Below are 18,601 nucleotides of genomic sequence, written 5' to 3' on the forward strand. Positions count from 1 at the left end.
GTCAGCTCGGGATCACGGCGCCGGCGCGGTAGCCGACTCCGCGCACGGTCGTCACGATCCGCGGATCGTCGGGGTCCTTCTCGACCTTCGCGCGCAGCCGCTGCACGTGGACGTTCACGAGACGGGTGTCTGCCTTGTAGTGGTAGCCCCAGACCTGTTCGAGCAGCATCTCGCGGGTGAACACCTGCTGGGGCTTGGAGGCGAGCGCGAGGAGCAGGTCGAACTCGAGCGGCGTGAGGCCGATCCGCTCCTCACCGCGGCGGACCTCGTGCCCGGCCACGTCGAGGCTGAGGTCGCCGACCTGGAGCACGGCGTTGGCGGCGACGACCGCCGGGCGCAGGCGGGTTTTGATCCGCGCCACGAGCTCCTTGGGGTCGAAGGGCTTCACCATGTAGTCGTCGGCGCCGGACTCGAGGCCCTGCACGACGTCGGAGGTGTCGGACTTGGCGGTGAGCATGATGACCGGCACACCGGACTCGGCGCGGATCGCGCGGCAGACCTCGATCCCGTCGATGCCGGGCAGCATCAGGTCGAGCAGGACGAGATCCGGCCGGGCCCGGCGGAAGGCCTCGAGGGCGCCCGATCCGTCGGCGCAGAAGAAGACCTCGTAGTCCTCGGCCCGCAGCACGATGCCGATCATCTCGGCCAGGGCGGCGTCGTCGTCGACCACCAGAATGCGCGGGCTCATGGGTCTGCTCTTCCTCGTCTCGGGTCGCATCCGCCCAGCGGCGCACACGGTGACCGACTCAGGCTAACCGACGCGGCACCGCACGGGCGGGGAGGCTCTGCACCGCCTCGCGGCCGGACGCACCGCGGCCGAGCGGTGCAGGATGATCCGCCACCGGGAGGATCGCTCCGGCCCGCCTGTGACAGCATGGGAGGGATGACCGACGCAGCTCAGTGGCCGCCGCCCGCAGGCCGTCCCGACGACGGCTCCTCTGCGAAGGAGGCGCCGCGCCGCCCGCCGGTCCCACCCGCCGCTCCGATCGCCTCCGCCCCGCCCGTCGCGTCCGGCGCCGGGCAGGGCCCAGGGCCGGGCTGGACTCCCCCGCCCAGGCCCGGACTCGTGCCATTGCGTCCGCTCGGCTTCGGCACCCTGCTTGGAGCGCCGTTCCAGGTCCTGCGGCGCAGCCCCCGGACGACCCTCGGGGTGGCGCTTCTCGTCCAGGGGCTCGGCTCGGTGCTCGCGCTCGCGGTCTACGGCCTGATCGCCGTACTCGCTGTCGGGCGCATCGCCCAGGCGGAGACGGCGGACCGCGACGCCGTCGGCGCCGGCTCCCTCGCGATCGTGATCCTCGCGGCGCTCATCCCTCTCAGCGTCTCCCTCGCCACCGGCGCGCTCGTGCAGGGCGTCGTCGTCCTCGAGGTCTCCCGCGGCGTCCTCGGTGAGCGTTCCACGCTCCGCCGACTGCTCGCCCGGCTCCGGGGGCGGTTCGCGGCGCTGATCGCGTGGACCCTCCTCCAGGGTCTCGGCCTTCTTCTGCTCGTGCTGCTGGTCGCGGGGCTCGCGGCGCCGCTGTTCGTCCTGGGCGCGCAGGACGGCGCCTCCAGCGCGATCGTCGGGGGGATCCTGGTGCTGATCGGAGCGGGGCTCGTCGCGCTCGCGCTCGGGATCTGGCTGGGCACGAAACTCGCCCTCGTGCCGAGCCTGATCGTGCTGGAGCGGCTGCCGCTGCGCCGCGCCGTCGCCCGCTCGTGGCGACTGGTCGCGGGCGGCTTCTGGCGCACCTGCGGCGCGCTCGCCCTGATGACGGTCATCGTCCAGGTCGCCGGTCAGGTGGTGGCGACCCCGTTCAGCATCCTGATCCCGATCGCGGGGTCACTGGTCGCGCCGACCGATCCGGACGCGCAGGGCACGACCTCGATCATCGTCTCGATCGTCTCGGTCGCCATCGGGTTCGTCATCGGCGCGGTCGGGACCGTGCTGCAGTCCGCCGTGACCGGGCTGCTCTACCTCGACCGGCGGATGCGCCGCGAGGGCTTCGACCTGGTGCTGATGCGGCACGTCGAGGAGCGGGCGGCGGGTCGCGCCTCCGCCGACCCCTTCCCGGTGCCGGAGCGCTCGTGATCCTGCCGGCGGTCCCTCTCGATCCCGACGCGGAGCAGGCGCGCCGCCTGCTTCTGGAGGAGCTCGCCAATGCCCGCTACCGTGCGGCCGAGCCGAGCCTGTTCGACCGGGTGGTGCAGGCGATCCGCGACTGGTTCACCTCCCTGACCCTGCAGGGCGACGGCCCGCCGCTGCCGGTGGCCGCCGTGATCGGCGTGCTCGTGCTGGTGGCGCTCGTCGTGGCGGCCCTGCTGATCGCGGGACGGCCGCGCGCGGCCCGTCGCAGCGGCGTCACGGGCGCGGTGCTCGCCGACGACGACTCACGCTCGGCCGCGACGCTCCGCTCCCTCGCCGAGGCGGCGGCCGCACGGGGCGCCTGGGACGAGGCCCTCGTCGAGCGCTTCCGGGCCCTGGTGCGCTCGCTCGACGAGCGGACCGTGCTGCGGGTGTCTCCGGGCACCACGGCGCACGGTCTGGCGCTGCGCGCGTCGGCGGCCTTCCCCTCCTCGGCAGCGGCGCTGCGGGGAGCAGCGGATGATTTCGACCGCGTGCGCTACCTCGGACTGCCGTGCGGACCCGACGAGTACGAGCGGGTCGTCGCGCTCGATCGCGAGCTCGCCGCCGTGTCGCCCGCCCTCGACGCGCTCGGGGCCGCCCGATGAGCGTCGACTCGGTCACGACTCCGACGCTCGGGGCGATGCTGCGGCGCGGCCGGATCTGGGCGGTGCTCGTCGGGATCGTCGCCGTCGGCACCCTCCTGCTCATCGTCGGCACCGGTGCCCGCGTCCCGGCTCCCGACCTCGACGTCGACAGTGCGGCACCGGACGGCGCGCGCGCTGTGGCGCAGGTGCTCCGCGAGGAGGGCGTCGAGGTGGTGCGCGCCGACGACCTCGCCTCCGCTCTCTCCGCTCTCGCTCCGGGGGCGACGCTCCTCGTCGACGATCCGGAGACCGCGCTGGAGGAGGAGCAGTACCGCCGGCTCGCCTTCGCATCGGACTCCGTCGTCCTCGTCCGGCCCGGCGGCGCGGCGCTGGAGTCCCTGCTGCCGGGCGTCCGCTTCGCCGGCTCCCCCCGCGACGAGGGAGTGCTGCGCGCCGACTGCGGTCTGCCCGCGGCCGAGCGCGCCGGCACGCTCCCCTCCGGAGGCAGCAGCTACCGTGCCTTCGACGCGGGCGTGACCGGCTGCTTCCCCACGGGCGACGACGCGTTCGCCCTGGTCAGCGCCGACGGCCCGGGAGGCGCCACCGTCACCGCGGTCGGCGACGCCGACCTGCTCCGCAACAGCACTGTCGACGACGAGGGCCGGGCCGCTCTCGCGCTCGGCCTGCTCGGCGGCGAGGACCGCCTGGTCTGGTATCGGGCCGCTGCCGATGACGCCGCGGACGCCCCCGTCGATCCCGCCGACCTCGCCCCGGGCTGGGTGACGCCGGCGCTGCTCCTGCTGGTCGCCGTGTTCGTCGCCTCCGCCGTCTGGCGCGGCCGGCGGCTCGGCCCCCTGGCCGTCGAGCCGCTGCCGGTCGTCGTGCACGCCAGCGAGACCGCGCGCGGCCGCGCTCGCCTCTACGCGCGCGGCTCGCTGCGCCTGCGCGCGCTCGACTCCCTCCGTATTGGCACGCTGCGCCGCACCGCCGCACTGCTCGGCCTGGCCCCCGCGACCGGAGTCGACGAGGTCGTCGCCGTTGCGGCCGACCGGCTCGGGCGCGACCCTGCCGAGCTGCGCCGCCTCCTCGTCGAGGACGAGCCCGACGACGACGCCGCTCTCGTGACCGCGTCCGACGACCTCCTCCGCTTCGAGAGTGCGCTCCGCGCCGCCCTCGCACCGACCCCCGACCGACGACCGGAAGGCCCTCTCCGATGAGCGATCCCACTGCGCCACCCGCTCCGCGCCACGACGCGGCTCCTCTCGCCGACGACGAGCTGCGCGCTGAGCTCGACCGTGTCCGCGCCGAGGTCGGCCGTGCGGTCGTCGGCCAGGACGGCGCGGTCTCCGGCCTGCTGATCGCGCTGCTCGCCGGCGGCCATGTGCTGCTCGAGGGCGTTCCCGGAGTCGCGAAGACGCTGCTCGTTCGCGCGCTCTCGGTCTCGCTCGGCCTCGACACCCGGCGCGTGCAGTTCACGCCGGACCTGATGCCCGGCGACATCACCGGCTCGCTGGTCTACGACGCATCGACCTCCGGCTTCGCCTTCCGCGAGGGTCCGGTGTTCACGAACCTCCTGCTCGCCGACGAGATCAACCGCACGCCGCCGAAGACGCAGGCCGCCCTGCTCGAGGCGATGGAGGAGCGGCAGGTCAGCGTCGACGGTCGGACCCTCGCCCTGCCCGACCCGTTCCTCGTCGCCGCGACTCAGAACCCGGTCGAGTACGAGGGGACGTACGTGCTGCCCGAGGCGCAGCTCGACCGCTTCCTGCTCAAGCTCGTGCTGGAGGTCCCCCCGCGCGACGTCGAGGTGGAAGTGCTCACGCGCCACGCGGCAGGATTCGACCCGCGTGATCTCGGAGCCGCGGGCGTGCATCCCGTCCTCGACGCAGGCCGGCTCCGGGCGGCGCAGGCCTCGGTGCGGCGGGTCGGCGCCGGCGCGGACGTGCTGGGCTACATCGTCGACCTCGCCCGGGCCACCCGGGAGAGCCCGAGCGTGAAGCTCGGCGTGAGCCCGCGCGGTTCGACGGCCCTGCTCGCCGCGTCGCGCGCCTGGGCCTGGCTGAACGGCTACGGCTCCATCACGCCCGACCACGTGCAGGCGATGGTCCTCCCGGTGCTGCGTCACCGCCTCCAGCTCGAACCGGAGGCGGAGCTCGAGGGCGTGCGCACCGAGTCCGTCCTGGGCGGGATTCTGCAGCAGGTCCGCGTCCCGGTCTGAGCCGTGCACCTCACCGGACGCTCCGTCCTCGTCCTCCTCATCGGCCTCGTACCGGTCGTCCTCCTCGGCGGCCGAGCCGAGCTCGCGTTCGCCATGCTCGGCCTGTGGCTGCTGGTCTGGGCGGTTCTCGTGGCGGTCGACCTGATCGCCGCGGGTTCGGCCCGCGCTGTGTCTCTGGAGCGGCGCGTCCCCGACCGGGTGCGCCTCGGCGAGCGCGCAGAGACCATCCTCCTGGTCACCAACACCGGGCGGAGGCGGATCACCGGCCTCGTCCGCGACGCCTGGGAGCCGTCGGCCGGAGCGCTGGCGACCCGCTCGCCGCTGCGGCTGCCGCCCGGCGAACGCCGCGCGGTGACGACCGTACTGGCGCCGAGGAGGCGGGGCGAGCGCCGCGCGCTGCACGTCACCGTCCGCTCCTGGGGACCGCTCGGTTTGGCCGGCCGCCAGGCCACCCACTCCACCCCTGCGGTCGTGCGCGTGCTGCCCGCCTTCCGCTCCCGCCGGCACCTGCCCTCCCGTCTGGCCCGCCTGCGCGAGCTGGAGGGGCGCACCAGCGTGATGATCCGCGGGCAGGGCACCGAGTTCGACAGCCTCCGCGAGTACGTCCGCGGCGACGACGTGCGCTCGCTCGACTGGCGGGCGACCGCTCGGCGTCGCGAGCCGGTGGTGCGCACATGGCGGCCCGAGCGCGACCGGCGCGTGATCGTCGTGCTCGACACGGGGCGCACCTCCGCCGCCCGCATCGAGGACGAGCCGCGCCTGGACACCGCGATCGAGGCGTCCCTGCTGCTGTCCGCTCTCGCCGCCTCCGCGGGAGACCGGGTCGACGTGCTCGCCTTCGACCGGGCCCGCCGCGCCCGAGTGCACGGCGCGACCGGCTCGGAGGTGCTGACCCGCGTCGTCGACGCCCTGACGCCCGTGCAGCCGCAGCTCATCGAGACCGACTGGGCCGCTCTGCCCGCGCAGGTGCGCACGCTCGCCTCGCAGCGCTCGCTCGTGGTCGTCCTGACGGCGCTCGACTCGATCGGCTCGGCCGAGGGCCTGCTCGCCGTCCTCCCCCAGCTCACGCGGGTGCACACGGTCGTGGTCGCCTGCGTCGTCGATCCGGAGCTGCAGCGGATGGCCGCCGACCGCGGGGATCGCGCTGCCGTCTACTCCGCCGCCGCCGCCGAGCGCTCACTGGCCGACGTCGAGCGCCTCTCGGCCGCCGTGCGACGTCTGGGCGGAGAGGTGGTACTCGGCAGCCCCGAGAAGCTCCCCCCGGCTCTGGCCGACCGGTATCTCGCGCTGAAGGCCGCGGGGCGGCTCTAGATGTGCAGCGCCGTGACGGCGGCCGCGCGCCGTCAGCCGGCGGCCATGCTGCGGGAGCCGGCCCCGAAGCGGTCGAGGTCGCCCGTCTCCCCCGCCCGCGCGGCCCGCCCGCCGACCACGACCATGTAGACGAGGAACGCGGTCAGAGCCAGCGCGCCGATCCCGATCTTCACCCACCACGGCCAGGGCGCCGGTGTGACGAAGCCCTCGATCACGCCCGACACCAGCAGCACGAACACGAGCCCGACCGCCACCGTGAACAGGCTGCGGGCGTCCTCGGCCAGCGCCTGCCCCCGAGTCCTGGCACCGGGCGCGATCCACGCCCAGAAGATCCGCAGACCCGCGGCGGCAGCGACGAAGACGGCTGTCAGCTCGAGCTGCCCGTGAGGCGCGATGTAGAGGAAGAAGGTGTCGCCCTCGCCCGCGTGGAACATGACAGCGATGGAGGTGCCGAGGTTCTGTGCGTTCTGCAGCAGGATGTACGGCACGTAGACGCCGACGATGCCGAAGGCGACGCACTGCGCCGCGATCCAGGCGTTGTTCGTCCAGACCTGGCCCGCGAAGGAGGCTGCGGGGTTCTCGGAGTAGTAGTCGACGAAGTCGTTCTGCGCGAAGCGGCGCAGCTGCGCGTCGTCGCCGAGGGCGGCGAGGAGGCGCGGATCGCCCAGGATCCAGACCGCGTACAGAGTCGCCACCAGCGCGGTCGCCAGAGCCACGGCCAGCGTGAGCCAGCGGAGGCGGTGGAGCGCCGCCGGGAGCGTGAGGACGACGAAGCGCGACATCGCCGCGAGCGGCTCCTCCCGAGTGCCGGTCAGCCTCCCCCTGGCCCGCGAGAGCGTCACGGCGAGGCGTGCGCCGACAGCGGTCGATCCAGCGGTCGACGAGAGAGCGGCGAGATCGGCCGAGGCGGCCTGGTAGCGCTCGACCAGCTCGTCGGCCTCGCCACCGGTGAGCCGGCGCTTGCGCGCGAGCTCGTCGAGTCGCGTCCATTGCGGTGCGCGGGCGGCCGAGAGAGCGTCGATGTCCATCTCCTGACAGGATAGCCGTGGCCCGATGCCAGAGCCGTGGCCCGGAGCCGGAGCCGAACAGCGGGAGGAGCACCGTGGACGACCAGCGGACCGACCTGTTCGACGACACCGACCTCGTCACCGGCGAGGCGATCGCGCTCGAGGTTCCCGTGGCCTCCTTCGTCCTCCGCGCGGTCGGCGCGATCGTCGATCTCGTGGCCGAGCTGCTGCTCGCGCTCGGCCTGTTCCTGCTCGTCGGCTCCCTGTCCGGCGACGGCGGACTCGACCCGGCGGCGTCGGCGGCGGTCGCGGTGGCGGCGCTCGTCGTGTCGATCGTGATCGTGCCGGTGACCGTCGAGACCGCCACCCGGGGGCGCTCGCTCGGCAAGCTCGTCGTGGGAGCGCGCGTCGTCCGCGACGACGGCGGATCGATCGGCTTCCGGCACGCGCTCGTGCGCGGTCTCACCGGCGTCATCGAGATCCTGATGACCTTCGGCGGGCTCGCCGCCGTCGTCGGGCTCGTCTCGCGACGCTCCCGTCGCCTCGGCGATGTGCTCGCCGGCACGCACAGCCAGCTTGAGCGGGTACCGCGGGTGGAGCCTCTGGTGGTCGAGGTGCCGGAGCCGCTGCGGGCATGGGCGGTCACGGCCGACGCCGCGCGGCTCCCGGACCCCCTGGCGCGGAGGCTGGCGCAGTTCCTCCGTCAGCGCGAGGGGATGACCGAGCCGTCGCGCTCCCTGCTCGCGAGCGCTCTCGCCGAGGAGACCGCCGCGTTCGTGTCGCCGCTGCCCGCCGCTCCCGCCGAGGACTTCCTCCTGGCGGTCGCCGCGCTGCGACGGGCGCGGGAGGAGGGCGCGCTGCGGCTCGCCGACCAGCGTCTCGAGCGCTTGGCCCCGGTGCTCGCGAGCACGCCACGCGGCTTCCCCGAGCGGTCCTAGTGGGAGGGGATCCGCTTTCCTAGGAGGACTCCGACTCCGCCGGAACCCCGAAGCGCACGGTCTGCCAGCCCCGCGGCACCAGGAGGCGGCGGTCGTGCTCGGCGCAGAGGTCGTAGCCGTGCGGGTCAGGAGCGGGGCTCAGCGGACCGACCGCCACGAGGGAGTCGCGGTAGTCGTAGGTGAGTGTGACGACGGCCGCCGCTCGGCAGCCCGTCCGCGAGCAGTGCCGTCCGGTCATCGCGCCCACAGTAGCAATAGGCTGGAGGCATGCCCCGCGCTCATCGTTCCGCCGCACGATCGGCGGGTTCCGTGCACGGGGGCTCTCGTGATCGGCACGGGCGGGGCATCCGCGGCCCGGTGACGGGGCCGCATCTGCCGCTGCTGCAGACGCGGGCAGACTTCTTCGAGACCACGATCGGTTCGGCGATCGACTATCTCCGCGGCACGTGGCCCGACGAGCTGGTCGGGCTCCGCGTCGACGTCGCCGCGACCCCCGAGGTCGACCCCGCCCGCCTCCAGGGCACCGGGATCGCCCGATGGCGCGTCGACCACGCCGCACGGCGCATCACGCTCTACCGGGTGCCGATCGAGCGCCTGGCCAAGCTGCACCGACGCGACGAATGGCACCAGCGGATGCTGATCGAGAGCTACGTGTTCCGGGCCGTCGCCGAGCTGCTCGGGCGCGATCCGTGGGACATCTCGCCGGACCGCTACCGCCACCCCTGAGCCGATCGGGCGCGGCGCTCGGATCGAGCGCACACCTCAGTGCGAGTAGACAGTGATCGGTGACGACAGCGGTCCGGGCGGCACGATCGGGTAGGACGCGATCCTCCCGTCGAGGGCGATCGAGACCGACGCCTGCACGGGCTGCGTGCTCGAGACGACGACGGCGTCGGTGCCCAGCGGAGCCGAGGCCGCGGCGAACGGGCCCAGCTCGAGGGTCCGGGTGCCTCCCGGTGCCGCGATCTCGATCGTCGCCGCCGAGTTGCTGCCGTTCAGCAGGTGTAGCAGCGCGCCGGGCTCGCCCGTGTTGGCGACGGCGAACGCCCGCGATGTGGAGGCGCCGGAGGCAAACCAGGCGAAGTCGGTGCCCGCGGAGCCGGTCGAGGTGCTCCGGCCGGCCGCGACGATCGGCTGGTCGGCTCGGAGCACGACCCGGTAGGAGCCGTCGACCAGACCGGTGAGCGGTACCTCGCCGACCCGGCCCGCGGGGACCACGACCTGCGTCGAGGCACCAGAGCCGCTGGGGTCCTCGTTGGTGATCTCGACCGAGACGGTGCTGTCGACGTCGCCGGGGGTCAGGATGCGCACCACCGGGCTGCCCGCGCCGCCGCTGCCGTCGTCACTCGACCGCTCGGCGGGCGGCGACGTGAGGGTGAAGCCCGCGATCACGGCGAGCGTGTCCGGGCCGGCCGACGGACCGGTCGTCTCGACGCCCTCGGGGGTGAGCCCCGAGATCGCGCTGCTCTGCATGCTCGCCGCCACCTCGCCACCGCGGGCGGAGACGTGCACGACGGGCTGGACGACTCCGGGAGCGAGACCCGCGAGAGGCAGCGCTCGCGTGGCACCCGCCGGGACCACGATGCCCGTCGCACCGGTCGCCTGGATCAGGCCGCTCTCACCGAACAGCGTGAGGTCGACGGTCGCGGCGACCGCGCTCGGGTTGGCCAGGACGAGCACGGAGGTGCGGCCGACATCGGTCGACCCGGCGACGAGCCAGCTGTCGGCCGAGGGTTCGGCGCAGCCGCGCGCCGAGAGGCCGGAGACCGTCTCGTTCGCGATCGACTGGACGCTCACGCCGCCCGGGGTCGGATCCGCGTCGGCCGGCACGTCGAGGCTGACGATGCCGCTCCCGGGCGAGGCGACGTCGCCCTCGTCCAGCGGAGTCGAGCCGGAGGTCGAGCCGTCGGGCCAGCGGGCCGAGGTGGAGCCGTCGAAGGGGCGGAGCTCCTCGGGCTCGCTCGCGTCGATCAGGTCTCCCCCGCAGACGAGGGAGCTGTCGGCGGCGACCGGGGTCACCACGACCCCCTCGGCGGCGCGGGAGGCGAGCGGCACGGGGAGAAGCTGCGGCACGGCGACGGCCGCGGCGGCGATCACGACTCCCGCCACGCCGACGGCGCCGCGCAGGGCGGTGCGGCGCCGGCGCGCCGCGGACGGAGCGCGATCCGGTTCCCCGGAGGAGGCGGACTCCGCCCGCGCGGATCGCCGGTCGGCGCGCGAACGGCGGCCGGAGGACTCGGGGTCGGTCATGCGGTTCTCCTGGTCGGCGGCGTCAGGCATCGTCGTTCCCGTCGTCGAACTGGCCGGTGGCCTCGCCGGGCTCGTCGTCCATCCCCGCGACCGGGCCTCCGGAGCGGCCACGCTCGAGCGAGAGCCCGGTCGGGACCGCGAGCAGGAGGGCGACGAGGAAGACGAGCACCAGCGCGATCGTGTAGGCGACTCCGAACGGTCCGACCACGCCGGAGGGCGCGGCCTCCGTGCGGGTGCCCTCGGTGTCGACGGCCGACCAGAGCAGGCCGTAGCGGGTGTCTCCCACGGCCGAGAACGCGGCGTTCCCGTCGAGCGCCACCGCGGCACGAGCGCGGACGGAGGCGGCGGCGTCGCCGACCTGGCTGTCGGCGGGCTCGGTCAGCACGACGAACCGCACGCCGAGCTCCCGCAGCGCCGAGGGCACGTCGAAGCCGGTGCGGGAAACGAGGTTGCCCGCCAGCTCGTCGAGGGCGTCGGTGCGCTCGGCGCCGGTGTTGGCGAGCGTCGACTGCTGGTCGAGTGTCGCCCCCGCGCCGCGTTCCAGGCGCGCGAGGATCCCGCCGTCGGCCTGTGGCACGAGCACGATGGTTCCCACCCGAGGATCGTTCTGCGCCTCCGCGGCGACGTAGGCGGGCAGCGAGCGGTCCGTGGTGGTCGTCACTCCGGCACCGGTGGGGAACGCGACGGCCAACGGGCCGACCGCCACCGCGACGGCGGCTGTGACCGCGAGCGCCGGCACGATCCGGAGGGAGGGCAGGGCGGCGATCGAGAGGGAGAAGCCGGTGACCAGTCCGAGCCAGTACAGGCTGAGCCCGGTGCCGCTCCAGACGGCCACGGTCTCGGAGCCCGTCGTGGTCACCTGCACGCCCTGGGCCAGGGAGGCGGTGACGAGACCCGCCGCGGCCACGCCGACGCCGCCGAGCGCCGAGAGGTTGTTCGGCAGCAGCAGGGCCGCCACCGCGGAGACGATGAGCGGGAGCACGAGCGCGGCGGTGACGAGCGGCACGACGGAGGCGTCGACGCCGAGGCCGCCGAGGAACCCGAGCCACCCGGTCGAGAGCCCGCCGGGGAAGCCCGCGAGGAGCGCGACCGTCTCGGACTGCCCCGACGGCAGCGGCACGCCGGGGTCGGCGACGATCGCGAGCCAGTCGCCCCGGGGCGCCCGAGCCAGGATGAGCGGGAAGAGCAGGACGAGGGCGGGGATCGGCAGACCGAGGAAGCGCCCCAGGCGGCGGCCTGACGTCGCGACGACGACGAGCCAGATCACGAGCAACGGCACCGTGAGCACGGGCGCGCTGGCGACGACCGCCGCAGCGAGGATCGACGCCGTCGCCGAGGCGGACCACGACCGGTACGCGCCGTATCCCGCGAAGAACAGCCACGGCAGCAGGATGTGCACGAGCAGCGGGCCCGGCCGGCCGTCAGCCTGCGCGGCGAAGAACGAGGGTGCGAGCACGTACACCAGCGCACCGGCGGCCCGGGCCGCGGCGCGCGGGGTCAGTCTCGCGATCATCAGCCAGGCGCCCATCGCGGCGGCGGGAAGGGCCAGGAGGTAGAGCAGCACCATCGAGAAGCTCGGCGACCAGAAGGTCAGCGAGCCGAGCACGGCGAGCACGGAGGCGAACGGGTCGGCGGCTCCGATGAAGCCGGGACCGAGGTCGCGCCAGCCGTAGGCGGCGTTGCGCCAGAGCTCGGCCACCGTGGGCGAGAGCGTGAGCAGTCCTCCGCCGCTGAGGGCGGGAGCGGCGACGAGGGGGGTGTAGAGGGCGAGGCCGGCCAGCGCAGCCACGAGCACGATCCACACGCCCCCGCCCTGGAAGAAGTGCAGCGGATGCCGATCGCGCCCGGCCTGTACGCGCACCGCGTCGTGCCGGACGGAGCGGAGCTGCCGCACCACGTCGAGCGGGATGCGCAGCGGAGCCACCGCCTTCCAGCCGACGTTCTTCGACGAGCGCAACACCCTGCGGGCGCGGAGCACCTTCGTGCCGCCGAACACGACGACGACGGCCGCGAGCAGCTCGCCTCCGACCAGCCCCGGCTGCTTGCGCAGGAGGCGTACGACGGCGCGGCCGATGGCGAGCGGCACGAGCGAGAGCCAGTGCAGCAGGAGGAGCGCGACGGGCGCGTAGGCGAGCCGACGGTGCAGCTGCGCGGTGCGGTGCTGGCGCGCTCGGCGGCGCTCCCCGCTGTCGATCCGACGTCCGTCGGGTCGCTGCAGGCCGATCCGCGCGGTCGTGACCCGGGCATCCGGGACCCGGCTGACGCGGTGCCCGGCGAGGCGGGTGCGGATCGAGAAGTCGAGGGCGTCGTCGACGACGGGCAGGCCGGGGTCGAAACCGCCGAGCTCCTCCCACAGCGAGTGGCGAACGAGCATGCCGCCCGCCGAGACGGCGAGCACATCGGGAGTGGAGTCGTGCTGCCCCTGGTCGAGCTCGTCTTCGACGAGGTGGACGGTCGTTCCGTACTTCGTGACCGACTCGCCGTAGCTGCGGATGTACCCGGATCGGGTCCAGTCCATGACCTTCGGCCCCGCGACGGCGACGGAGGGAGCGACCTCGACGGCGCCGAGGAGGGCGGCGAGGGCGCCGGGCTCGGGAGCGGAGTCCTGGGCGAGCAGCCAGAGCCACTCGTCCTCACCTGCCGGCGGCTGCATGACGCGCACGGCGCGCGCCACCGCCTGGCCGAAGGGGAGGTTCTCGGCGACCTGGACGAGCTGCGTCGGGCCCCAGGAGGCGAGCAGCTCCTCGGTCGCGTCCTTCGAGCCGCCGTCGACGAAGACCGTCGCGTCCGGCTGCCGGGTCTGCGCCCGCAGGGCCGTGAGGGTTCGTTCCAGGTACGCCGCGCCGTTGCGCGCGACGAGGACGGCGGTGACTCGTGGATACATCGCGGACCACCCTAAGCGATCGGGACCGGGGCCCCGCCTATGGCTCGCCGCCCCACCGATGTGGCGCGCTCCGCGAGCACGGGCCGGGATCAGGCCCGACGGCGCAGCTTCCTGCGCTCGCGCTCCGAGAGGCCGCCCCAGATGCCGAAGCGCTCGTCGTTCTCAAGGGCGTACTCGAGGCACTGGGCGCGGACCTCGCAGGAGGTGCAGATCTTCTTCGCATCGCGGGTCGACCCGCCCTTCTCGGGGAAGAAGGCCTCGGGATCGGTCTGTGCGCAGAGGGAGTCGACCTGCCACGAGAGCGCACCGGTGGGCGGCGCTGTCTCGGAGTCGATGCCCGGCCGGACCCCGGGAACACCGAGGCGGACGGGATCGACGAACCAGTCCTCGGGGACTCCGGAGTGCTGTTCCGGAAGCGTCATGCCGTCTCCTACCCCGCCTGCGAACCGATGGACGGCGGGCAGCTCCTCCCGGAGCGACCGCCTAGGTAATTACAGCGGTGTCATTCGCTCAGGTCAAGTCGCAGACCATAAACCCTCAACCCTCCGTGGAGGGTTCATCGGGCTCCGGCGTGTCGTGAAGATGAACTCCTGTCAGCCGTTCGCCGCGCTGCGGGCCCGCCAGGCGCTCTCGACCATCTCGGCGACGGTGTGGCGCATCTGCCAGCCCAGATCGCGGGCGGCGCGCTCACCGGAGGCGACGATGCGGGGCGGGTCGCCGGGGCGGCGCGGGGCGACCTCCGGGGTGAAGGCGATACCGGTGCTCTCGGCGATGGCGCGCATGATCTCGCCCACCGACGCGCCGACTCCGCTGCCCAGGTTGTAGACAGGATCGACCGGCTCCCCTGCGGCGAGCCTCTGCGCCGCTGCGACGTGGGCGAGTGCCAGGTCGGCGACGTGGATGTAGTCGCGGACACAGGTGCCGTCGGGCGTCGGGTAGTCGTCGCCGTAGATCCGCGGGGTCCGGCCGGCCAACAGAGCCTCGAACACCAGCGGGAAGAGATTGTGGGGGCTCGTGTCATAGAGGTCGGGCGCGCCAGAGCCGACGACGTTGAAGTAGCGCAGGGAGGCGTGGCGCACTCCATGTGCGCGACCCGCGTCGGCCAGCAGCCACTCCCCGATCAGCTTCGACTCGCCGTAGGGCGACTCCGGGCTCTTGGGGGTGTCCTCGGTCACGAGCTCGACGTCGACCGCGCCGTAGACGGCCGCGCTGGAGGAGAAGACGATCGAGTCGACGCCGGCGCGCTCCATCGCCGCGAGCACGCGCATCGTGCCCGTGACGTTCTGCTCGTAGGTGTGCAGGGGGCGCTGCACCGAGACTCCCGCGTACTTGAAGCCGGCGACGTGCACGACGCCCGCGATGTCGTGCTCGGCGAAGACGCGGTCGAGAAGCGCCTCATCGAGGATCGAGCCCTGATGGAACGGGACGCCGTCCGGCACGAAAGCCCCGTGCCCCGAGGACAGGTCGTCGAGCACGACGGGGTCGATGCCCTGCTCGGAGAAGGAGCGGACGACGTGCGCCCCGATGTACCCGGCTCCCCCGGTGACCAGCCATGCCATGCGCAACCTCCTCGATACCCGGCCCGCGGCTTTGCGCACCGCAACTCACCCTATCGGCGGCGCGACGACCGGCAGGATCACGATGCACGGCGATATCCTGCCAGGGTGCTCCGCTCGGTCGCCGTCCTCGCCCTGCCCGGTCTGGCACCGTTCGAGTTCGGCGTCGTCTGCGAAGTGTTCGGGATCGACCGCGGCGCAGACGGCGGGCCCGCGCTCGATTTCCGCATCGTCACTCCCGATCCCGGCCCCGTCCGCAGCGCTCTCGGCTTCGACGTCGTCGTCCTCGACGATCTCACCGCTGCCGAGGACGCCGACCTGATCGCTGTCCCCGCGCACGGCGGAGGTCCGGCGGACGACCGGGTCCTCGGCCTCCTCCGCCGCGCGCACGAGCGGGGCGCATGGATTCTGAGCGTGTGCAGCGGCGCCTTCACGCTCGCGCAGGCGGGACTGCTCGACGGGCGACGGGCCACGACCCACTGGATGCACGCCGAGGAGCTGGCGCGGCGCTTCCCCGCCGTGACCGTCGATGCGGACGTGCTGTACGTCCAGGAGGGGCGCCTGGTGACCAGCGCGGGCACCGCGGCCGGGATCGATGCGGCGCTGCACGTGGTCCGCGAGGAGCTCGGACCGCAGGCCGCGAGCGTCGTCGCGCGGCGCATGGTCGTTCCTCCGCAGCGGCACGGCGGCCAGGCGCAGTACCTGCGCACGCCGATTCCGGTGGCGCACGCCGACTCCTTCGCCGCGGTCATGGAATGGATGCTCGAACACCTCGATCAGGAGCTCACGATCGAGGCTCTCTCTCGGCGCGCCCTGATGTCGCCGCGCACCTTCGCGCGCCGGTTCCGCGCCGACCTCGGGACGACTCCGCTCGCGTGGCTCACCCGGCAGCGCCTCCTGCGGGCGCAACTGCTCGTGGAGGAGTCGGACCTGACGCTCGAGGCGGTCGCCGCCCGGGTGGGCTTCGGCACGGCCGCGGTCATGCGGCACCACTTCACCCGGGTGCTGCAGACGACGCCCGCGGCCTACCGGAGGACCTTCGCCGCCTGAGGGAGTGCAGCCGAGGGAGCGCGGATCAGACAGTCGCGACGAACAGCGTCCCGCGCCCGGTGACCGCGAGGGCACCCTCCGACGGCGTCACGAACACGCTCTCGCCGCGCTCGACCCGTGCCGAGCCCTCGGCTCCGCTCACCGCGAAGGAGCCGTCGGTGGCGATCGCGATCGCCGGTCCGCGCAGCTGCACCCGGACGGCCTCGTCCGACTCCGGCTGCACGACGGCGAGCACGAAGTCCGGGACATCGGGGCGGTAGAGGCGGACGCCGGGCGCCGCCTCCTCGGCGGGCAGGTACGGCACCGGCAGCGGCGAGAACTCGAGCACGCTCACGAGCTCGGGGACGTCGATGTGCTTGGGGGTGAGCCCGCCGCGCAGCACGTTGTCGGAGGCGGCCATCACCTCGACGCCGGTGCCGTCGAGGTAGGCGTGGATGTTGCCCGCCGGCAGGTAGAGCACCTCGCCGCGGGCCAGCCGAACCCTGTTGAGCAGGAGGGAGAGCACGATGCCGGGATCGCCGGGGTAGGACGCGGCGAGGTCGCGGACCGTCGCCGTCTCGAGCCGGTCGTCACCCGCGCAGGCGTCGACGACGGCCGTCACCAGGGCGGCGACGTCGGCGCGGTCGCCGTCGGCGAGCAGCCACGAGACGGCACGTCGGAGGACCGCGGCGGGCTCACCGTCGAGTGAGTCCGCGAAACTCGAGACGGCTGCGGAGCCCGCGCCCGACGACCGTTGCGCGAGCTCGGCGAACAGCGTCCGCGCGGCGGCGGGATCGCGAAAGCCGCACAGCGCGTCGAAGCGCTCGCTCAGCGCGTAGATCAGCTCGGGCTTGTGGAACGGATCCTTGTAGTTTCGATCGGCAGCGTCGAGGGGGATGCCGGCCGCCTCCTCCTCGACGAAGCGGCGCCGGGCCGTCTCGGCCGAGGGGTGCGCCTGGAGCGAGAGCGGACCGCCGGCGGCGAGGATCTTCAGCAGGAACGGCAGACGCGGTGCTCCCGAGACCGGATCGACCGATCCCTCGACTCCGGCGAGCGCCGCCTCGGGTTCGCGGGCGATCCACTCGGCGAGTGTGTCGGCACCCACCACGGAGGGGTCGAGCACGCGCGCGGGCGAGCCGGCGTGCGCCCCGAGCCAGAGCTCGGCCTCGGGGGCTCCGGAGGCCGCCGTGCCGAGAGCCTCGGAGATGCCGGTGAGCGAGCCCCAGGCGTAGTCGCGGGGTGTGTTGCCGATCGGGATGAACATGGGAGCTCTGGCCTTCCGTCCGGGGAGTGGGTCGGAGCCGCTCGCCCGGATCCGCCCGGGCCGGCCCGCCCCGACGCTAGCAGGATCCACAACGCGCGCCCGGGAGGAGGGCCCGCCCATTGGCGTTCACCACCAGAGGACGCGGCGCTCGTCCGCCGCGTTCGTACGCTGGGCGCAGCAGCATCGCCGCCGCCACTGCGGCGCCGCGGTGCCGTGTCCGACGAGCGATGGAGCATGGAGCATGGACAGCACGACCTTCGAGACCCTGACAGCCGACTTCTACGGATTCGAGGCGGGCCTGACCCCGGGCGAGAAGAAGCTGCTCGTCGGCCTCCGGGCTTTCCTCGAGGAGCAGGTGCGGCCGATCGCCGACGACTACTGGGAGCGCGCGGAGTTCCCTCGTCAGCTGATCCCCGGGCTGCACGCGACCGGCGTCATCGGTCTGTCCTGGCCCGAGACCCGGGCTCTCGAGAACTCGGCGGTGTTCCGCGGCTGGGTGGCGCTCGAGCTGGGTCGGGTCGACGCTGGGATCGCGACGTACGTGGGCGTGCAGAACGGCCTGGTGATGGGCACGGTCGGCGTGGCCGGCTCCGACGAGCAGCGGGCGCAGTGGCTGCCGAGGCTCGCCTCGGGCGAGGTGGTCGGCGCGTTCGGGCTGACCGAGCCGCACTCCGGCTCCGACTCCGCACAGGGCCTGCGCACCACCGCGCGACGCGAGGGCGACACCTGGGTGCTCGACGGCGAGAAGCGCTGGATCGGCAACGCGACCTTCAGCGACGTGACCGTCATCTGGGCCAAGGACGTCGAGGACTCCCAGGTGAAGGGCTTCCTGGTGCCGACCTCGACGCCGGGCTACCGAGCCACCGCGATCGCCCGCAAGCAGAGCCTGCGCACCGTGCAGAACGCCGACATCGTGCTCGACGGCGTCCGCGTGCCCGAGTCGCTGCGACTCCAGGGCGCGAACTCGTTCCGCGACACGGCGAAGGTCCTCCGCCTCACCCGGGCCGAGGTCGCGTGGCAGGCGATCGGAGTCGCGATCGGCGCCTACGACGCGGCTCTGCGCTACGCGAAGGAGCGGGTGCAGTTCGGCAAGCCACTGGTGGGCCACCAGCTGGTGCAGGACCTCCTGGTGAAGAGCATCGGCAACATCACGGCGAGCATCGCGCTCGCGACCCGCGTCTCCGAGATGCTCGACGCCGGCGAGCAGCGCGACGAGCATTCGGCGCTCGCCAAGGCCTACGCGACGGCGCGGATGCGCGAGACGGTCGCCTGGTGCCGCGAGGTGATGGGCGGCAACGGCATCGTGCTCGACTACGGGGTCGCTCGCTTCTTCGCCGACGCGGAGGCGCTCTACTCGTACGAGGGCACCCGCGAGATGAACACGCTGATCGTGGGCCGCTCGATCACCGGTACGGCCGCCTTCGTCTGAGCGTCTCCGGCCGATCGGCTCCGTCGC

The 18,601-nt window shown here is 73.6% G+C and carries 17 protein-coding genes; 9 read left to right on the forward strand and 8 right to left on the reverse strand.

Annotated features, from left to right (window positions below; genetic code table 11):
- Window position 1 precedes the first annotated feature (1 nt).
- Window positions 2-688: an MtrAB system response regulator MtrA gene (mtrA, locus tag GSU10_RS10330; protein ID WP_132504027.1), complete on the reverse strand. Its 687-nt coding sequence runs from the start codon at window positions 686-688 to the stop codon at window positions 2-4.
- 195 nt (window positions 689-883) lie between these two features.
- Between mtrA and GSU10_RS10335 the strand changes: the two genes are divergently transcribed.
- Genes GSU10_RS10335 through GSU10_RS10355 form a run of 5 tightly spaced genes read left to right on the forward strand, consistent with a single transcriptional unit; the run spans window position 884 to window position 6,217 of the window.
- Window positions 884-2,068, forward strand: coding sequence for a DUF7847 domain-containing protein (locus GSU10_RS10335; protein ID WP_132504025.1), 1,185 nt, complete (start codon window positions 884-886; stop codon window positions 2,066-2,068).
- Complete coding sequence (locus GSU10_RS10340; RefSeq protein ID WP_132504023.1) at window positions 2,065-2,709, forward strand: DUF4129 domain-containing protein; 645 nt, start codon at window positions 2,065-2,067, stop codon at window positions 2,707-2,709. The genes GSU10_RS10335 and GSU10_RS10340 overlap by 4 nt, the downstream gene beginning before the upstream one ends.
- Entirely contained in the window at window positions 2,706-3,905 is a 1,200-nt protein-coding gene (locus GSU10_RS10345; RefSeq protein ID WP_132504021.1) for a DUF4350 domain-containing protein, read from the forward strand. The genes GSU10_RS10340 and GSU10_RS10345 overlap by 4 nt, the downstream gene beginning before the upstream one ends.
- The gene (locus GSU10_RS10350; protein WP_068213558.1) at window positions 3,902-4,906 is read left to right on the forward strand and encodes an AAA family ATPase; all 1,005 of its coding nucleotides are present in this window, start codon (window positions 3,902-3,904) and stop codon (window positions 4,904-4,906) included. Before GSU10_RS10345 ends, GSU10_RS10350 begins: the two co-directional genes overlap by 4 nt.
- A 3-nt stretch (window positions 4,907-4,909) precedes the next feature.
- The gene (locus GSU10_RS10355; RefSeq protein ID WP_068213556.1) at window positions 4,910-6,217 is read left to right on the forward strand and encodes a DUF58 domain-containing protein; all 1,308 of its coding nucleotides are present in this window, start codon (window positions 4,910-4,912) and stop codon (window positions 6,215-6,217) included.
- Window positions 6,218-6,249: 32 nt separating this feature from the next.
- Here the strand turns inward: GSU10_RS10355 and GSU10_RS10360 are convergent, their stop codons facing one another.
- Window positions 6,250-7,245 carry a stage II sporulation protein M gene (locus GSU10_RS10360; protein WP_132504019.1) on the reverse strand — a complete coding sequence of 332 codons (996 nt, stop codon included), beginning with the start codon at window positions 7,243-7,245 and terminating at the stop codon, window positions 6,250-6,252.
- 74 nt (window positions 7,246-7,319) lie between these two features.
- Between GSU10_RS10360 and GSU10_RS10365 the strand changes: the two genes are divergently transcribed.
- Window positions 7,320-8,162 carry an RDD family protein gene (locus GSU10_RS10365; protein ID WP_068213314.1) on the forward strand — a complete coding sequence of 281 codons (843 nt, stop codon included), beginning with the start codon at window positions 7,320-7,322 and terminating at the stop codon, window positions 8,160-8,162.
- 19 nt (window positions 8,163-8,181) lie between these two features.
- Here the strand turns inward: GSU10_RS10365 and GSU10_RS10370 are convergent, their stop codons facing one another.
- Complete coding sequence (locus GSU10_RS10370; RefSeq protein ID WP_082845299.1) at window positions 8,182-8,400, reverse strand: DUF3499 family protein; 219 nt, start codon at window positions 8,398-8,400, stop codon at window positions 8,182-8,184.
- A 29-nt stretch (window positions 8,401-8,429) separates the two neighbouring features.
- Between GSU10_RS10370 and GSU10_RS10375 the strand changes: the two genes are divergently transcribed.
- Entirely contained in the window at window positions 8,430-8,888 is a 459-nt protein-coding gene (locus GSU10_RS10375; protein ID WP_068213307.1) for a metallopeptidase family protein, read from the forward strand.
- Between the two features lie 36 nt (window positions 8,889-8,924).
- On the opposite strand, the gene GSU10_RS10380 is transcribed toward GSU10_RS10375, so the two are convergent.
- From GSU10_RS10380 to galE, 4 genes are all read right to left on the reverse strand, one after another.
- Entirely contained in the window at window positions 8,925-10,412 is a 1,488-nt protein-coding gene (locus GSU10_RS10380) for a DUF5719 family protein (protein WP_132504017.1), read from the reverse strand.
- Between the two features lie 22 nt (window positions 10,413-10,434).
- Entirely contained in the window at window positions 10,435-13,296 is a 2,862-nt protein-coding gene (locus tag GSU10_RS10385) for a glycosyltransferase family 2 protein (protein ID WP_068208809.1), read from the reverse strand.
- An 89-nt stretch (window positions 13,297-13,385) separates the two neighbouring features.
- The gene (locus tag GSU10_RS10390; protein ID WP_082844998.1) at window positions 13,386-13,718 is read right to left on the reverse strand and encodes a WhiB family transcriptional regulator; all 333 of its coding nucleotides are present in this window, start codon (window positions 13,716-13,718) and stop codon (window positions 13,386-13,388) included.
- Window positions 13,719-13,889: 171 nt separating this feature from the next.
- On the reverse strand, window positions 13,890-14,855 hold the full coding sequence (gene galE, locus GSU10_RS10395) for a UDP-glucose 4-epimerase GalE (protein WP_068208811.1): 966 nt from the start codon (window positions 14,853-14,855) through the stop codon (window positions 13,890-13,892).
- A 105-nt stretch (window positions 14,856-14,960) separates the two neighbouring features.
- Here galE and GSU10_RS10400 point away from each other — a divergent pair, with 105 nt between their 5' ends.
- On the forward strand, window positions 14,961-15,902 hold the full coding sequence (locus GSU10_RS10400) for a GlxA family transcriptional regulator (RefSeq protein WP_132504015.1): 942 nt from the start codon (window positions 14,961-14,963) through the stop codon (window positions 15,900-15,902).
- 25 nt (window positions 15,903-15,927) lie between these two features.
- On the opposite strand, the gene manA is transcribed toward GSU10_RS10400, so the two are convergent.
- Window positions 15,928-17,145: a mannose-6-phosphate isomerase, class I gene (gene manA / locus GSU10_RS10405; RefSeq protein WP_068208812.1), complete on the reverse strand. Its 1,218-nt coding sequence runs from the start codon at window positions 17,143-17,145 to the stop codon at window positions 15,928-15,930.
- A gap of 241 nt (window positions 17,146-17,386) precedes the next feature.
- Here manA and GSU10_RS10410 point away from each other — a divergent pair, with 241 nt between their 5' ends.
- Entirely contained in the window at window positions 17,387-18,574 is a 1,188-nt protein-coding gene (locus GSU10_RS10410; RefSeq protein ID WP_068208814.1) for an acyl-CoA dehydrogenase family protein, read from the forward strand.
- Window positions 18,575-18,601: the final 27 nt, after the last annotated feature.

The sequence above is a fragment of the Rathayibacter tanaceti genome, from assembly GCF_009834165.1.
Lineage (GTDB): Bacteria > Actinomycetota > Actinomycetes > Actinomycetales > Microbacteriaceae > Rathayibacter > Rathayibacter tanaceti.

What these genes read in the sequence shown, in the direction of transcription:
- mtrA (WP_132504027.1), bottom strand. Translation starts at nt 688, where the DNA reads ATGAGCCCGCGCATTCTGGTGGTCGACGACGACGCCGCCCTGGCCGAG.
- GSU10_RS10335 (WP_132504025.1), top strand. Translation starts at nt 884, where the DNA reads ATGACCGACGCAGCTCAGTGGCCGCCGCCCGCAGGCCGTCCCGACGAC.
- GSU10_RS10345 (WP_132504021.1), top strand. Translation starts at nt 2,706, where the DNA reads ATGAGCGTCGACTCGGTCACGACTCCGACGCTCGGGGCGATGCTGCGG.
- GSU10_RS10350 (WP_068213558.1), top strand. Translation starts at nt 3,902, where the DNA reads ATGAGCGATCCCACTGCGCCACCCGCTCCGCGCCACGACGCGGCTCCT.
- GSU10_RS10360 (WP_132504019.1), bottom strand. Translation starts at nt 7,245, where the DNA reads ATGGACATCGACGCTCTCTCGGCCGCCCGCGCACCGCAATGGACGCGA.
- GSU10_RS10370 (WP_082845299.1), bottom strand. Translation starts at nt 8,400, where the DNA reads ATGACCGGACGGCACTGCTCGCGGACGGGCTGCCGAGCGGCGGCCGTC.
- GSU10_RS10375 (WP_068213307.1), top strand. Translation starts at nt 8,430, where the DNA reads ATGCCCCGCGCTCATCGTTCCGCCGCACGATCGGCGGGTTCCGTGCAC.
- GSU10_RS10380 (WP_132504017.1), bottom strand. Translation starts at nt 10,412, where the DNA reads ATGACCGACCCCGAGTCCTCCGGCCGCCGTTCGCGCGCCGACCGGCGA.
- GSU10_RS10385 (WP_068208809.1), bottom strand. Translation starts at nt 13,296, where the DNA reads ATGTATCCACGAGTCACCGCCGTCCTCGTCGCGCGCAACGGCGCGGCG.
- GSU10_RS10390 (WP_082844998.1), bottom strand. Translation starts at nt 13,718, where the DNA reads ATGACGCTTCCGGAACAGCACTCCGGAGTCCCCGAGGACTGGTTCGTC.
- galE (WP_068208811.1), bottom strand. Translation starts at nt 14,855, where the DNA reads ATGGCATGGCTGGTCACCGGGGGAGCCGGGTACATCGGGGCGCACGTC.
- manA (WP_068208812.1), bottom strand. Translation starts at nt 17,145, where the DNA reads ATGTTCATCCCGATCGGCAACACACCCCGCGACTACGCCTGGGGCTCG.
- GSU10_RS10410 (WP_068208814.1), top strand. Translation starts at nt 17,387, where the DNA reads ATGGACAGCACGACCTTCGAGACCCTGACAGCCGACTTCTACGGATTC.